Genomic DNA, 15061 nt, shown 5'->3' on the forward strand with positions numbered 1-15061 from the left:
GTTAGGGAAGATAATGACCAATAGCGCATTACAAGCGACATGTACACCCTTTGAACGTTGTCTGGCGATCATCCGTCAGGCATCGGTAGAAATATTGCTGCTGTTAGGCGTGCATGTCGCAGAGGGTAAAGAGCCGCGATGGTTCCTTGAGCAGCTTGACCAGGCCAGATTGAATCTGGGCGGCTGGGGAGCTGTCGCCAGACGTTTGCAGATGAATGATGCGCAATTGAGCCAGTTCACTCTGCGGCTGCGTCATCTGCAGCAGAGCGTGCCGCAGTATGAAAATGGCCAGGACGTCAGTGAAAACCAGCTGATTTCTGCGCTACGCTTCGTGGCGTCTCTGGAACAATTGCGTCAGCAACAGCCCATCCTGAAGTATGAAACTGAGATTGAACGTGCAGAGCCGGAAGCACAGATCCACGCGCAGCGTCAGCTTCGTGCCATAGAATTAACGCTCAAATCGCTTATCGCACGGGTATGGCCGGATCAACATCCACTCAACAGCTTCCTGAAACAGCACTTCGGTGGGGAACGCCTGCGCCGTTGGTTAAAACTGGGTGACAGTCGGGATGCGCTGGACGGCATGATGTTTAGCGAACTGGCGCTTATGGTCGTGGATAAGAAATTGTTTGTACGCCACTTTACCCAGATTTTTAACGACACCTCGGTGCTGACGTTGTTTGTCGAACCACGTCTTACGTTGCGTATGTTTCTGGATGATTGCCGGCTGGCCCGCAACGGCGTCATCGCGCAGCAGCCGCTGACCTCAGTACAACTGATGTTGCTGGATTGTCAGTACCGACAGATTACTCACCCTGTACAACGGGCATTTGCAGAAAGGCGTACGCGTGTTAATCCCGCGTCATATCTGGAGTCTGATGAGACGACCGTCCGCCAGTTCTGGGAAATGGCAAAGCAAAAGGATGAGCAGGCGGGGGGCGACAAACAGGAAATCGCCGACAGTATTGATCCGCCGGAGAAGCGAGCAAAGCGCACCGCGGAGGAGCGTGAACAGCTGATTTCAGGCATGTTGTGGGTCGCGGTCGGCGTGATGGTGCTGGTGATTTCGCTGGGTGCGTTCTGGTTATTCACTTCGCCAGCGCCACAGGCGTCATCCGGACAATCCGTTGAAATTGTGCAGGAGGAACCGCGCCGCGATGCACCTTCCGCACGGGAATCTGTGACCCGAATGGGTATCACCTGGGATGCCTTTAACATGCGCGCGGCTATCGATCGCAACGATACCCGTGTGACGTCACTGTTCCTGCAGGGCGGGATGGACTGGAAGCTGGCGTGGACGGAGCAAGCATTCTCTGCGGGCAATACCGAGGTGTTGAGACTGCTGCTGCGTTATCCTGCGCAGATGAACGAGAGCAAACCTTGCAGACAGTTTATGAGTACGCTCAGTCATGCCATGTCGAATGGGGCGTCACTCACTTCCTTGCACAAAAGCTACCTGCAAAGTTTTTGTTCGGTTCCGGCGGTTATCGCACGTCAACAGTATGATCTTGAGCAGGCTCAGCTGCGCGCTCGTGCAGAACCCAGCCCGGAGAACAAGAAGTGGCAAAAAATTCATTCAGAACTCTACGATGCGATTAACTAACGGCCTGAGGAGTCAGGCCGCCAGCGGCTAAGGTTCGCCATACAGCCCGATGAGTCGGCGCACCACGCCGTTTGTCCAGCCAAAGCCGTCCTGCAGCGGGTATTCCCCGCCGCCGCCTTCGCGCGGCATGCCGTCGGCAATATGGTATTTTTCGATAAGCTTGTGGTGTTCCTGGTAAAAGAGATTCACCGTTTTCAACCAGTTACGGGCAATTTCATCCCCGAGATGGTCGTCGCCATACAATTTGAAACCTTGAATAGCCATCCATTGCAGCGGCGCCCAGCCGTTGGGTTTATCCCACTGCTCACCGGTTTCATGTTCTGTGGCTAAAATACCCCCTGGCGTTAGCAGGCGGCTGCGTACCGCATTGGCCAGCCGGTCGGCTTGTTCATGCGTTGCCATGCCGACATACAGCGGTACGATACTGGCGGCAGAGAAGAGGGCCATTTGTTCACGTCGCCAGTCATAATCGCGATAGCAGCCGTTTTCATCATCCCATAAGTAGCGATTCACCGCATCGCGGCGGTCATTGGCTTTCTGGCGAAACAGCGCTTCAGCTTCTTTGTCACCTTTCAGCGCCGAAATATTGGCGATGGCGCTCTCCAGCTTGTAGAGGAACGCGTTCAGGTCAATTGGGATGAATTGTGTCGTGCGTATGCTGGCAAGGCGGCCTGCATCGCGTAGCCAGCGTGAGGAGTAATCCCATCCCGATGCCGCGCCTGCACGCAAATCGCGATACACCTCATTGGGCGGTCGACCTGAATGCTTGGCGGTCTCGACGTCTTCAAGCCACGATTCATCGCGCGGCGTATCACGATCGTCCCAATAGCGGTTGAGCAAGGATCCGTCCGACATTCTGATTACGTGGCGGTAGGCCTGGTTGAGCACCAGCGAATCGGCGCCATCCATCCAGAACGCGTACTCCATTTTTAGATGATCAAGATAACGGCGCGCGCCACGTACGCCATCCTCTTCAAACAGTTCCACCATCAGCGCAAAGACCGGCGGCTGCGAGCGGCTCAGGTAGTACGTTCGATTACCGTTTGGGATGTGACCATAATTTTCGATCATCCAGGCAAAGTTATCCGCCATACATTTCAGCAGATCTTCGCGACCGCTCTCCGCCAGACCCAGCATGGTGAAATAGGAATCCCAGTAGTAGGTTTCGCTAAAACGTCCGCCAGGCACAATATATGACTGCGGTAACGGCAGCAGCGAGGACCAGGGAATGTGGTCCTGCGGTTCGCGCGTCAGCACTGGCCACAATTGATCGATATGCTCTTTCAGCGAATTTGCCGGGTCAGAAACGTATTCGCTGGAGGGCGTTTCCGGGAGCCAGAAATGGTTCTCAACAAAGCGCTTCAGGTCAAAGTCCCGATGGCGTTTGACCTTGCGATAACGGATCAAAATATCCAGCGGATCCATTTTGGGCGCACAGTCGGGGAAGGTTTTGCTATCGGCAAACAGTTTCGACGACTGGACATGTTCGAACAGCTCAAGGTAACGATCGGCCGGGGTTAACGCATCTGAGGCGGGCAGCCCTTCAATCATCTCCGGCTCAGGCTCTGCCTCAATCATTTCATCCAGCTTTAACTCGCACGGATCCATTTCATAAAGCAGATCGATGTCGATCGTCAGTTCTTCAGAAGGGGCGTGGGGTAGTTTCTGGTTGAGCATAATGAGAAAGACCTCCGATGGACGGTGAAATAGTAAGGCTGTTGCCCGGTCGTCAGTTAAGCGTAGACATTCGCTTCGGTATTGGCTGAGTAAAGCGTGCGGTTGATCACGTTTTAGTGTTGAGCATTATTTAAAAAATTAAACTATCCCAATGATAATAATGAATAATTCAGAATCGTGCGCGACCTGAAGATATTCCATTTTCAGAACATTCGATTGCAACGAGGTGTGAACGAAACCTGCTAATGGCTTAACGCTATAATAGGCGCAGGCTATTCTATTGATAGTTCTCCTCCATGTAATTGCTTGATACTTATCAAAATAGTAATCCCCTCATTTCCTATGATGGTCAAGTCTGACAAAGACTGTGCATTAATTATTCTAATTTTTCTGGGTCACAATAACTCACAACGGTGAGGGTAAAATAATGAAAATCATTACCCGTCTTACCGCGATTGCCATAGCTGGCATCGTGATTTGTTATTTTGGATTATCCGGTTATGTGTGGTATCACGATAATCAACGGAGCAAACAGGCTGATGTTCAGGCCTCTTCGCTGGAAGCAAATAATAAAGTTTTAGGATTCTTGCGCGAAAAAGGATGTGATTATTGTCACACCCCTTCGGCTGAATTACCTTTCTATTCTCCTTTTCCTGTCGCTAAGCAGTTGATGAATTACGACATTCAACTGGGATATAAATCCTTCAATCTTGAGGCCGTTCGTGCGGCGCTGGTCGCGGATAAACCCGTTCGCAAAGCGACCTGAATAAAATTGAATGGGTGATGCAGTACGAAACCATGCCGCCGACGCGTTATACCGCGCTGCACTGGGCCGGTAAGGTGAGCGATGCGGAGCGCGAAGACATTTTGGGCTGGGTCGCCAAACAGCGTGAGCAGTATTACGCCAGTAAAGATACCGCCGCGCAGCATCGTAATGAACCCGTACAGCCAATACCAGAAAGCATTCCGACTGATGCCCGGAAGGTGGCGCTTGGCTTTACGCTTTATCACGATCCGCGTATTTCCGGCGACAGCACGATCTCTTGCGCGCACTGTCATGCCCTGAATGCGGGTGGTGTGGATGGCCGTAAAACGTCAATTGGCGTAGGCGGAGCGGTCGGGCCGATCAACGCGCCAACGGTATTTAACTCAGTCTTTAACGTGGAACAGTTCTGGGATGGCCGTGCGCCGACATTACAGGCGCAGGCCGGTGGTCCGCCGTTGAACCCGATTGAAATGGCATCTAAATCCTGGGATGAAATTATCCAGAAGCTGGATAAAGATCCGCTCTTGAAGCAAGAATTTATTGCGGTTTATCCACAGGGATTCAGCGGAGATAATATTACCGATGCGATTGCTGAATTTGAGAAAACGCTGATCACGCCAAATTCACCGTTTGATAAGTGGTTACGTGGTGATGAGGAGGCGTTAACGGCTCAGCAAAAACATGGCTATCAGTTGTTTAAGGAAAATAAGTGCGCGACCTGTCATGGCGGTATTATTTTAGGCGGACGCTCATTTGAACCATTAGGTTTGAAAAAGGACTTTAATTTCGGCGAAGTCACTGCCGCAGATATTGGCCGGATGAACGTTACCAATGAACTACGTGACAAGCTACGTCAGAAAGTCCCTGGATTACGTAACGTTGCGCTGACTGCGCCTTATTTCCATCGCGGTGATGTGCCTACGCTCGATGGTGCGGTCAAACTGATGCTGCGTTATCAGGTGGGTAAGGAACTGCCGCAGGAAGATATCGACGATATCGTGGCGTTCCTCGAAAGTTTGAACGGGATTTATACGCCGTATATGCAGAACCATCAGTAATTTCAATATGATAAATCGGCCACCAGATTGATTTTGTGGCCGATTTTCTTTTTTATGCCAGCAAATGTCAGGTAAATAGTTATAATACATGTCATGGTATTCTAATAATACAAACGGATACAAATGATGGAGCAACCTGACAGCAATAGCGCAAAACCTCTCTATAAACAGCTTGAGGCATCCTTGAAAGAGGCGATTTTGCGCGGTGAATACAAGCCCGGTCAGCAGATCCCCACAGAAAATGAACTCAGTAGCCAGTGGCAGGTTAGTCGTGTAACGGTGCGTAAAGCTCTGGATGCTCTAACGCGTGAAAATCTTCTGACGCGTGTTTCTGGCAAGGGAACGTTTGTCAGCAATGAAAAATTTCAGCGCAGCATGACCGGGATTATGAGCTTTAGCGAGTTGTGTCAGTCCCAGGGGCGGCGGCCTGGCTCCCGGACTATCAAATCGGTTTTTGAATCGGTGGATAACGAGACCAGCGCCTCGCTGGGAATGGCTGAAAAAGAGAAAGCGGTAGTCATTGAACGTATTCGTTATGCTGACGATATTCCCGTTTCGCTGGAAACCATCCAGTTACCTCCTCGTTTTGCCTTTCTGCTGCAAGAGGACCTCAATAATCATTCGTTATACGCTTGCTTACGTGAAAAATATGGGCTGTGGTTTACCCATTCGCGCAAAATGATTGAGCTAGTGTATGCAAGCTTTGAGGTTGCTCACTATCTTGGGGTGAGTGAAAATTATCCTCTGATTTTAATTAAGAGTGAAATGATTGATAACAAAGGAGAATTATCTTGTGTGTCCCGTCAGTTGATCGTTGGCGACAAGATTCGATTCACCGTATAGGTCCTCCTCTTACATCTTTGATACTGGCTAAAATCGGGATCCGTGTCGCGGATCCCGATTTTTTATGGTTCTTACGTTGATCAAATGTCTTTAAATGTATTATAAAAACACCAATACATTAAGAGTCATTTTGTAGGCGATATCCGCCTGTATGATTGATTGAACCAGAGGGAACCATAATGAGCATTAAAGAAATTGTGAACGATATTGTGGCCAGCCAGGCGGAAAAAGGGGGGACTAAACATGTTTACTATGTTGCCTGTGGTGGGTCTTATGCCGCGTTCTACCCGGCAAAAGCATTCTTAGAAAAAGAGTCAAAAACGCTGAGCGTGGGCCTTTACAACAGTGGGGAATTTATCAGTAACCCGCCTGTTGCGCTGGGTGAAAATGCCGTCGTTGTTGTTGCTTCGCATAAAGGCAATACCCCTGAAACCACGAAGGCGGCAGAAATTGCACGCCTGCATGGCGCGACCGTTATTGGGCTTACCTGGGTTATGGATTCACCTTTGGTTGCGCATTGTGATTATGTTGAGACCTATACCTTCGGCGAGGGAAAAGATGTCGCTGAAGAGAAGACGATACAATGTTTGCTTACCGCGGTAGAGCTTCTTCAGCAAACAGAAGGCTATGTTCACTATGACGATTTCCTGGATGGCGTCAGTAAAATTAACCGTATTGTATATCGTGCTTGCGAGCATGTGGCTGAACGGGCACAAGCATTTGCTCAAGAATATAAAGACGATAAAGTTATTTATACTGTTGCCAGTGGGGCGGGCTATGGCGCGTCATATTTACAAAGTATCTGCATATTTATGGAAATGCAGTGGATTCATTCAGCCTGTATTCACAGCGGTGAATTCTTCCACGGACCGTTCGAAATTACGGATGCTAATACACCATTTTTCGTACAGCTTTCTGAAGGTAGTACCCGCCCGGTCGATGAGCGTGCATTAGATTTTCTGAAAAAATATGGTCAGCGAATTGAAGTGATAGACGCGAAAGAGTTAGGGTTGTCGACTATCAAAACTACGGTTATTGATTACTTTAACCATTCTCTTTTCAATAATGTTTACCCTGTCTACAACCGAGCGCTTGCTGAAGCTCGCCAGCATCCGCTCACTACACGTCGCTATATGTGGAAAGTAGCATACTGATTACTAAAGGATTAAGGTAAAAGCAGGGACGCTTTTTAAGATTTTATAGAGCAGGGTATTATTATGAGTATTCGCGTAATAGGTATAGGTGACAATGTCGTCGATAAATACCTTCATTCTGGAATGATGTATCCAGGTGGCAATGCCTTAAATTTTTCTGTCTACGCAAAGCAAGCCGGTGCTTCAAGCGCCTTCATGGGGGCGTTTGGGAATGATGACGCGGCAAAACATATACAAGATGTATTGCATAAGTTACAGATAGATATTACCCATAGTCGGCATTATGAGGGGGAGAACGGTTACGCCTGTATTCGCCTCAATAATGGCGATCGTGAGTTTGTCACCAGTAATAAAAATGGTGTTTTACGCGAACATCCCTTCATGCTGACGGTGGATGATCTGCGATACATAGCCAGTTTTGACTTAGTTCACACCAGTATTAATGGTTATCTGGAAAGTGAGCTGGAAAAAATAAAACAGAAAAATATCATGATATCATTCGATTTTTCTGGACGTGGCACCGATGATTATTTCGCAAGAGTATGCCCATGGGTAGATTATGGCTTCATTTCCTGTAGTGGCATCTCACCAGATGAAACCAAAGAAAAAATAAATAAGCTTTACCAATACGGTTGTCGACATATTATTGCAACCTGCGGGCATGAACGTGTTTATTATTTTTCCGCTGGTGGTTTTCTTGACTGGACGCCGAAATATATTGAGCCAGTAGATACCCTGGGGGCAGGTGATGCTTTTTTAACCGGATTTATGCTCTCCATTATCCAATCAGGTACAGCTGAGCCCGATCGAGAAAGGGTGCTGTGCGCCATGCAGGCTGGTGGTAAATCTGCAGCGAATGTTTTGTCTGATTACGGTGCATTCGGTTTTGGTAAACCGTATTAACCCTGTTAACGCTGTTCCACTCATGTAACCCAACATTCACTCCAGATAAGCCAGGAGGAAGTATGTTTTGGACGGAATTGTGTTTTATTCTTTTAGCCTTAATGGTTGGCGCCAGGATTGGCGGTGTGTTTTTAGGCATGGTCGGTGGACTCGGTGTTGGCGTCATGGTATTTGTTTTTGGCCTGACCCCATCAACGCCACCGATTGACGTTATTCTTATTATTCTTTCGGTTGTTTTAGCTGCCTCGTCATTACAAGCCGCCGGTGGTCTGGATTTACTGGTTAAACTGGCAGAGAAAATTCTGCGCCGTCATCCTCGTTATATTACGCTGCTGGCGCCTTTTATTTGCTATATCTTCACTTTTATGTCCGGAACGGGGCATGTTGTTTATAGTTTATTACCGGTTATTTCTGAAGTCGCTCGTGATTCGGGGATCCGTCCTGAGCGGCCATTATCCATTTCTGTTATTGCATCGCAGCAGGCTATCACAGCCAGTCCAATATCGGCGGCGATGGCGGCAATGATTGGTTTAATGGCCCCATTAGGGATATCCATTTCTACAATTATGATGATCTGTGTTCCCGCTACGTTAGTGGGTGTCGCGATGGGGGCCTTAGCGACCTTTAATAAAGGCAAAGAGCTAAAAGATGATCCAGAGTATCAACGCAGGCTTGCGGAGGGTTTAATAAAGCCTGCTCAGAAACAACACGATAAAACTGAAGTTACCTTTCGCGCTAAGCTCTCTGTCGTACTGTTTTTGATGAGTGCCGTGGTGATTGTGCTCTTAGGGATTATTCCTCAATTACGACCGGTAGTGGAAACGGCAAAAGGGCTGCAACCGTTATCGATGTCGGCAGCGATCCAGATAACAATGCTCTCTTTTGCCTGTCTGATAGTCTTGATATGCCGACCTCCGGTGGACCAAATTATCAGCGGGACTGTGTTTCGCGCGGGGGCACTGGCGATTGTCTGCGCCTTTGGCCTTGCCTGGATGAGCGAAACCTTTGTCAATGGGCATATTGATCTGATTAAGGCAGAGGTTCAGACGCTATTACAGCAACATACTTGGTTAATTGCCATCATGATGTTTTTTGTCTCTGCGATGGTCAGTAGCCAGGCGGCAACAACGCTCATTCTTCTACCATTGGGGCTGGCATTAGGCTTACCTGCATATGCGCTCATTGGTGCATGGCCTGCGGTGAATGGATATTTCTTCATTCCGGTGGCGGGTCAATGTCTGGCTGCGCTCGCTTTTGATGACACGGGAACTACGCGCATAGGCAAATATGTATTTAACCATAGTTTTATGCGGCCTGGTTTAGTGAATGTTATTGTTGCAGTCGTCGTTGGCCTTATTATCGGGAAAATAATCCTGGCTTGATTTTTTTGAAGCATATCCTGTATCCCTAATTAATTAAATTCAGAGGATGAAAATGAATATTAAAATATTCATCGCGGCGGCGATGTTATTTATCAGTTCAAACGTTTTTAGTGCGATAACGCAACCTCACATAATAATTCTGGCGACGGGAGGAACCATCGCTGGTACCGCTGAAAGTAACACCCAAACATCGGGATATAAATCTGGTGAGATAGGTGTTCAGACATTAATTAAAGCGGTGCCTGAAATTAATAAGATTGCCAGTGTTGATGGTCAGCAAATATCTAATATCGGCAGCGAAAACATGACCAGTGACATTATTTTAAAGCTATCTCAGCAGGTGAATGCGCTGCTCGCGCGTGATGACGTTGACGGTATCGTTATTACCCACGGAACCGACACGCTTGATGAAACGGCCTACTTTCTCAATCTGACGGTTAATAGCGATAAACCCGTGGTGTTCACTGCGGCGATGAGACCCGCGACGGCCATTAGCGCAGACGGTGCAATGAATCTGCTGGAAGCGGTCACGGTGGCCGCCGATCCGAATGCAAGGGGTCGGGGGGTTATGGTGGTTTTAAATGATCGCATAGGTTCTGCAAGGTTTGTGACCAAGACAAACGCGACCACGCTGGATACCTTCAAAGCCCCTGAGCAGGGGTATTTAGGGGTTATCGTCAATGGCAAACCAGAGTTTGAAACTCGCATTGAAAAGACGCATACCCTGCGTTCCGTTTTTGATGTAAGAAATCTTAAAAAGCTGCCGCAGGTAGCGATTATTTATGGTTACCAGGACGATCCTGAATATATGTATGATGCTGCAATTGCGCATCATGTAGATGGGATTGTCTATGCCGGAACCGGTGCCGGGTCGGTTTCTGTCAGAAGTGAAGCTGGAATTAAAAAAGCAGAGAAAGCGGGAATCATTGTGGTGCGTGCATCCCGAACGGGTAACGGCATTGTTCCACAGGATAAAGGGCAGCCGGGATTGGTGTCTGATTCATTAAATCCTGCGAAAGCCCGGGTTTTGCTGATGACAGCCCTGACAAAAACGAAAAATCCTGAGCTCATTCAGCATTATTTTAATACCTACTAAGATCGGTTGTTTAACGCGCTCGTTTGTATGCAAAATGGGCGCGTTTCCTCCCATCCGGATATTTTGTTACCTCTGCTCGCCCACGAATATTTCCCACAATTCTTCTACCGCTCTGGACATTCTGCCCGCAGGCCGAAACAGTCGGATATCAATGGGTATCCATAATCCGCTCTTCTGTGGGGCCGCCGCGGCAATCGTCCCGGCCTGAACATCCGGAGCCGCCAGACTTTCCGGCAGCCAGGCAATGCCGTCCCCGGCTTTGACCATCGCCAGCAGCGTGGCGGCCAGATCGGCGGTGAAGGCGATGTCCATACCGCGTCGGGCATGATTCACCGGTGACGTGTTCGAGAGGATCCTCCCCAGACCGGATTCTGCAGAGAAGGAGAGGAACGGAAATTTTTTGCCCCCCGTAGCCTGCCAGAGCGGCTGATGAGAGCCGGGATCACATTTGGAGTAGGGTAATAACGTTTCTTGTCCAAGGCGAACGCTGAGATATTTCGTCTGATCAAGATTGATGTGCATGTGAGGGTGGTAATAACACAGCAGAAACTGCGCATCCCCATTTTCAATCATCCTTTCACAGGCGCTGAGCGTGTCTGACAGCAGGCGAAATGAGCCGAAACGGGCGATTTTTTCGTTATTACGCATCAGCGCCGGAAAAAATGAGAACGACAGGGAGTGCGTTGCGGAGAAAATAACATCCGGTCGTGTATTTCCCGCCGCTTCAATGGTTTCATTTCTCAGGGTATATAGCGCCCGGATCAGTTCGGGCACTTGAGCGACGAAAACTTCCCCGGCACGAGTCAGGCTAACGCCACGGCGATTACGCTCAAAAATCGGCGTTCCCAGCCACTCTTCCAGCGAGACAATGCGCCGACTGAATGCGGGCTGCGTCACATATCGGGAAGCGGCTGCGCGGGAGAAATTGAGTGACTGCGCCAGCGCAACGCAGTCTTCAAACCAGGTGAGTTCCAGGTGATGCCGATTTTGCATTACAGCCAGCCTCTTTGGCATTAGATCAGTAAATGAGCACTGCTTAAGATGGAGAAATACAGGACGATGGCGTCCTTAAATGCTGCCTGGATGCATTATGCCAATAATAAACCGGCATGAGTTATCAATTTTTACAGGCGTGTAAGTGCGAGCATAACTGACTAAGAACCCGCCGGAGAAAACATGCGTATCCTCGATGTTGTAGAAATTACCAAACCCATCGCTTCCCCTATTCGTAACGCCTATATCGATTTCAGCAAGATGACGACCAGTCTGGTGGCCGTTGTGACTGACGTTGAGATAGAGGGTCGTCGCGTGGTGGGATACGGATTTAACTCTAATGGTCGTTACGGCCAGGGGGGATTGATCCGCGAACGCTTCCGTAACCGAATTCTGGATGCTGATCCGGAAAGTCTGCTGAATGCCGCAGGCGATAACCTGGATCCGCATAAAATCTGGGACGTCATGATGAGTAATGAAAAGCCGGGGGGCCATGGTGAGCGCTCGGTGGCTGTGGGTACGCTGGATATGGCTATCTGGGATGCCGTTGCCAAAATTGCCAACAAGCCGTTGTTCCGTCTGCTGGCTGAGATGAAGGGCGTTGAGGCGAATCCACGCGTCTTTGTCTACGCGGCGGGGGGTTACTATTATCCGGGTAAAGACCTGAGCGCGCTGCGTCAGGAAATGCGAGGCTACCTGAACCGCGGCTACAACGTAGTTAAAATGAAAATCGGCGGCGCATCGTTGGAAGAGGACCGTCGCCGTATCGAAGCGGTATTGACTGAAATTGGCGACGAAGCGCGTCTTGCCGTCGATGCCAATGGCCGCTTTGATCTGGAAACCGGTATTGCCTACGCCAAAATGCTACGGGATTATCCATTGTTCTGGTACGAAGAAGCTGGCGACCCGCTGGATTATTCTCTCCAGGCCGCGCTATCAGAATTTTACCCAGGCCCGATGGCGACCGGTGAAAACCTCTTTTCTCATCAGGATGCGCGCAACCTGCTGCGCTACGGCGGCATGCGCCCGGATCGCGACTACCTGCAATTTGACTGTGCGCTTTCCTACGGTCTGGTCGAATATCTGCGTACCCTAGACGTGCTGGCGCAGTTTGGCTGGTCCCCATCACGCTGCATACCGCATGGCGGTCACCAGATGTCGCTGAACATTGCGGCGGGTCTTGGCCTCGGTGGGAATGAAAGTTATCCGGATTTGTTTCAGCCGTACGGCGGTTTCCCGGATTCAGTTAAGGTGGAAGAGGGGCATATCGTCATGCCAGAACTGCCGGGCATCGGTTTTGAAGGGAAATCTGATCTGATTAAAGAGATGCGTGCGTTGGCCGAATAGCGCGGGCGGAGGTGACATAACACCCCTCCGGTTGCCGGAGGGGCGTTACTTGAGCGTGTAGTGAATAGCGTCTACACCTGTGCAATTAGCGCATAGTACTGCGATAGTCTGTCCATTTTTAATTAACATGGGGCTATTTAAGAACCAATTTAATCACACCGCTCGCTTCAGCAATGACGAGGCTTACGTTTAGCGAGCAGCGTTCTTTTATATGATTTCAATTACATATTCTGGTCTGGCTGATTCATAGCTTTAAGATAGTGCTCATATAATGAAATAAAGATGTTATCAATCAGTATCAGCATAGAAAAGTAAATGAAGTAATTTTCATATTGATAATTTTCGTTTAACAAAGTCTTTAAAGTTGGAAGGTTTTGTTGATATGAAAGAGTGTTATGAGCGACTCTATTTCGGTGTTTATATAAATATTCGTACATATCGACAAGATCTTTTTCAATATTCTTTTCAATATTTTTTTTATTTACAAAAAGATTTTCTTTGTTAGCGAAATATTTTTCACTAATATTGGACCAAAGAGATTTGTATTCAAGGTAAGATTTTTTAGCCCAAATTAATAAGTTTGTGTTTTCAAAAGAACTTATTATTGCATGATTGGTGTTTTGTAATATTAGACTATTATCTATCAAGCCGCTTTCGAATCTTAATTCACTGTGCTTTTCTATTTGTTTAACTAGATCTTTGTAAATTTCTTTCTTTTCTTGATAATTTGAGCATTCGCCAAAAGGATTCAAATTGAATCTTTGATATCTATATTCATAATCATTTGTGGCAAGTTCCCAGCAGATGCATTTCATTTTTTGTTCTTGAGCACCTGTCATCTTAAGTAAAGCTGACTGCATTACATAATCACATAGCGGATAGGTTTCTACACCTGAACCTATACCAATACATGCAGAGGTTACATCTACGAGGATATCTTTTATAGGGGATAATATAAATTTATTATGATTCATTGATTGTATGCACCCCATAGATAGCAATAGAATCTGATATTCTCTTTCTAAGATGACCTAAGTTGTTAGGGCTTTTTAAATGAGAATTGTCCATCTTATATTCGGCTATTTTATTTTCCAACTTTTCAAGTATATTCTCCTTTTGTGATGTATCAATCTGTTTCTTTTCGAAAAGAATGTGATAGATAATACCAAAAAGGTAAGTATCCAGTTCAATAATGGATGTGTATTTTTTCAGTAAATCCATCTCAGTCAACGTTTTTTCTAGATTATCTAAGTGAACTTTATATTTTTTATCTGGAAAAACACTCAAGAAACTTCCAAATATATCGGAATTCTTCCCACTTATTGCAAAGAAAATATATTCTTCGTATAGCTTCTCCATTTTCTGCTTGTAGCCACGAGCTATCTTCCAACTATCTCCATCAATATAATATTGTGATAATAGTGCTAGATATCGAATGAAGTCGGCTTTTGATTCACTACTAACAAGCTTAATTATAATTTTTTTAGAAAAATCAGGATCAAATAACCCAACCAATTCTTGGTCTAGAAAGTATAAAGAAGCTCTACTTTCTTGTGGTAATAACGGTTCACCTTGAATATTTATGTTTCTAAATACTGATGAGTAATATTTTTGTTGTGTTTTTTCATCCGATGTTTGAGGAACTAAGTATGAAAACCCAAGGAAATTACTATCTAAGAACTCATCAGTTATGTTCAGATTAGTGTGTTTATAGTTTCCTGGCTGAATGTTACTTAAAATCTCTACTTTGCTTGTTCCCTTTTCAACTAAACTTTTGAAGTTCCACTCTAAAATGTTGTCATAAAGTTCATCGTTATTGTCATCATCGTTATCGTTGGCAAAAGAATCAACTTTTAATTTATAATTTGCGGCATCAGGATAGAGACCTAAATATGCAAGTAAAATACTTGTTACCCTCTGTTGGCCATCTAATAGTAAGTTTTCATTACTGTCTCCAAATTTGAAGGCGCCAATAGTTACAGGAGGAACAAACTGCTTGTTTTTAAATGTTTCAATGAGCGTTTCGACCTTCTTCTCATTCCAAACGAAATAACGTTGATAGTCAGGTAAAACAATATTTTTCTTTAACACTAAGTCAATCCAGTGACGTAGTGAGTATTCTCCGTAATATACTCTATTTTCCATTTTCACTAACTCCAAGTTTTTCAATGATTTTCTAATCTTTCCCTGTAATGGTCAACTAAAATTGATCACTTCTTTGGAGTGCTGGAAACTCGCT

The 15061-nt window shown here is 46.9% G+C and carries 11 protein-coding genes and 1 pseudogene; 8 read left to right on the forward strand and 4 right to left on the reverse strand.

Going from position 1 to position 15061, the window contains the following annotated elements; genetic code table 11:
- The first annotated feature begins 13 nt into the window (after positions 1-13).
- Positions 14-1603: an STY4199 family HEPN domain-containing protein gene (locus ICA20_RS01280; protein ID WP_038635111.1), complete on the forward strand. Its 1590-nt coding sequence runs from the start codon at positions 14-16 to the stop codon at positions 1601-1603.
- 27 nt (positions 1604-1630) lie between these two features.
- Here the strand turns inward: ICA20_RS01280 and ICA20_RS01285 are convergent, their stop codons facing one another.
- Complete coding sequence (locus ICA20_RS01285; RefSeq protein ID WP_032940627.1) at positions 1631-3280, reverse strand: alpha,alpha-trehalase; 1650 nt, start codon at positions 3278-3280, stop codon at positions 1631-1633.
- Between the two features lie 427 nt (positions 3281-3707).
- Between ICA20_RS01285 and ICA20_RS01290 the strand changes: the two are divergent.
- The 6 genes and pseudogenes from ICA20_RS01290 to fraE all read left to right on the forward strand — a co-directional run bounded on the left by ICA20_RS01290 (position 3708) and on the right by fraE (position 10482).
- A pseudogene (locus ICA20_RS01290) lies at positions 3708-5104 on the forward strand (cytochrome-c peroxidase).
- 123 nt (positions 5105-5227) lie between these two features.
- Positions 5228-5947, forward strand: a complete 720-nt coding sequence (locus ICA20_RS01295; protein ID WP_087857176.1) for a GntR family transcriptional regulator — start codon at positions 5228-5230, stop codon at positions 5945-5947.
- A gap of 176 nt (positions 5948-6123) precedes the next feature.
- Entirely contained in the window at positions 6124-7101 is a 978-nt protein-coding gene (gene fraB, locus ICA20_RS01300; protein WP_087857266.1) for a 6-phosphofructose-aspartate deglycase, read from the forward strand.
- Between the two features lie 63 nt (positions 7102-7164).
- Positions 7165-8004 carry a fructoselysine 6-kinase gene (locus tag ICA20_RS01305; RefSeq protein WP_038635106.1) on the forward strand — a complete coding sequence of 280 codons (840 nt, stop codon included), beginning with the start codon at positions 7165-7167 and terminating at the stop codon, positions 8002-8004.
- A gap of 62 nt (positions 8005-8066) precedes the next feature.
- Positions 8067-9386 carry an anaerobic C4-dicarboxylate transporter gene (locus ICA20_RS01310; protein WP_038635104.1) on the forward strand — a complete coding sequence of 440 codons (1320 nt, stop codon included), beginning with the start codon at positions 8067-8069 and terminating at the stop codon, positions 9384-9386.
- A 52-nt stretch (positions 9387-9438) separates the two neighbouring features.
- Positions 9439-10482, forward strand: a complete 1044-nt coding sequence (gene fraE, locus ICA20_RS01315; RefSeq protein WP_038635101.1) for a fructose-asparagine asparaginase — start codon at positions 9439-9441, stop codon at positions 10480-10482.
- A gap of 66 nt (positions 10483-10548) precedes the next feature.
- Here the strand turns inward: fraE and ICA20_RS01320 are convergent, their stop codons facing one another.
- Positions 10549-11475, reverse strand: coding sequence for a LysR family transcriptional regulator (locus tag ICA20_RS01320; RefSeq protein WP_038635099.1), 927 nt, complete (start codon positions 11473-11475; stop codon positions 10549-10551).
- A 183-nt stretch (positions 11476-11658) separates the two neighbouring features.
- On the opposite strand from ICA20_RS01320, the gene ICA20_RS01325 reads away from it, so the two are divergent.
- Complete coding sequence (locus ICA20_RS01325; RefSeq protein WP_038635097.1) at positions 11659-12822, forward strand: mandelate racemase/muconate lactonizing enzyme family protein; 1164 nt, start codon at positions 11659-11661, stop codon at positions 12820-12822.
- Between the two features lie 221 nt (positions 12823-13043).
- Here ICA20_RS01325 and ICA20_RS01330 read toward each other — a convergent pair whose 3' ends face one another.
- The gene (locus ICA20_RS01330; RefSeq protein ID WP_218948764.1) at positions 13044-13796 is read right to left on the reverse strand and encodes a hypothetical protein; all 753 of its coding nucleotides are present in this window, start codon (positions 13794-13796) and stop codon (positions 13044-13046) included.
- Positions 13786-14967 (reverse strand): DUF262 domain-containing protein, encoded by a 1182-nt coding sequence (locus ICA20_RS01335; protein ID WP_038635093.1) that lies wholly within the window; start codon positions 14965-14967, stop codon positions 13786-13788. The genes ICA20_RS01330 and ICA20_RS01335 overlap by 11 nt, the downstream gene beginning before the upstream one ends.
- Between the last annotated feature and the right edge of the window lie 94 nt (positions 14968-15061).

Origin of the sequence: Citrobacter sp. C5_2, from assembly GCF_014596845.2 — a bacterium.
Lineage (GTDB): Bacteria > Pseudomonadota > Gammaproteobacteria > Enterobacterales > Enterobacteriaceae > Citrobacter > Citrobacter werkmanii.

What these genes read in the sequence shown, in the direction of transcription:
- ICA20_RS01280 (WP_038635111.1), top strand. Translation starts at nt 14, where the DNA reads ATGACCAATAGCGCATTACAAGCGACATGTACACCCTTTGAACGTTGT.
- ICA20_RS01285 (WP_032940627.1), bottom strand. Translation starts at nt 3,280, where the DNA reads ATGCTCAACCAGAAACTACCCCACGCCCCTTCTGAAGAACTGACGATC.
- ICA20_RS01295 (WP_087857176.1), top strand. Translation starts at nt 5,228, where the DNA reads ATGATGGAGCAACCTGACAGCAATAGCGCAAAACCTCTCTATAAACAG.
- ICA20_RS01305 (WP_038635106.1), top strand. Translation starts at nt 7,165, where the DNA reads ATGAGTATTCGCGTAATAGGTATAGGTGACAATGTCGTCGATAAATAC.
- ICA20_RS01310 (WP_038635104.1), top strand. Translation starts at nt 8,067, where the DNA reads ATGTTTTGGACGGAATTGTGTTTTATTCTTTTAGCCTTAATGGTTGGC.
- fraE (WP_038635101.1), top strand. Translation starts at nt 9,439, where the DNA reads ATGAATATTAAAATATTCATCGCGGCGGCGATGTTATTTATCAGTTCA.
- ICA20_RS01320 (WP_038635099.1), bottom strand. Translation starts at nt 11,475, where the DNA reads ATGCAAAATCGGCATCACCTGGAACTCACCTGGTTTGAAGACTGCGTT.
- ICA20_RS01325 (WP_038635097.1), top strand. Translation starts at nt 11,659, where the DNA reads ATGCGTATCCTCGATGTTGTAGAAATTACCAAACCCATCGCTTCCCCT.
- ICA20_RS01330 (WP_218948764.1), bottom strand. Translation starts at nt 13,796, where the DNA reads ATGAATCATAATAAATTTATATTATCCCCTATAAAAGATATCCTCGTA.
- ICA20_RS01335 (WP_038635093.1), bottom strand. Translation starts at nt 14,967, where the DNA reads ATGGAAAATAGAGTATATTACGGAGAATACTCACTACGTCACTGGATT.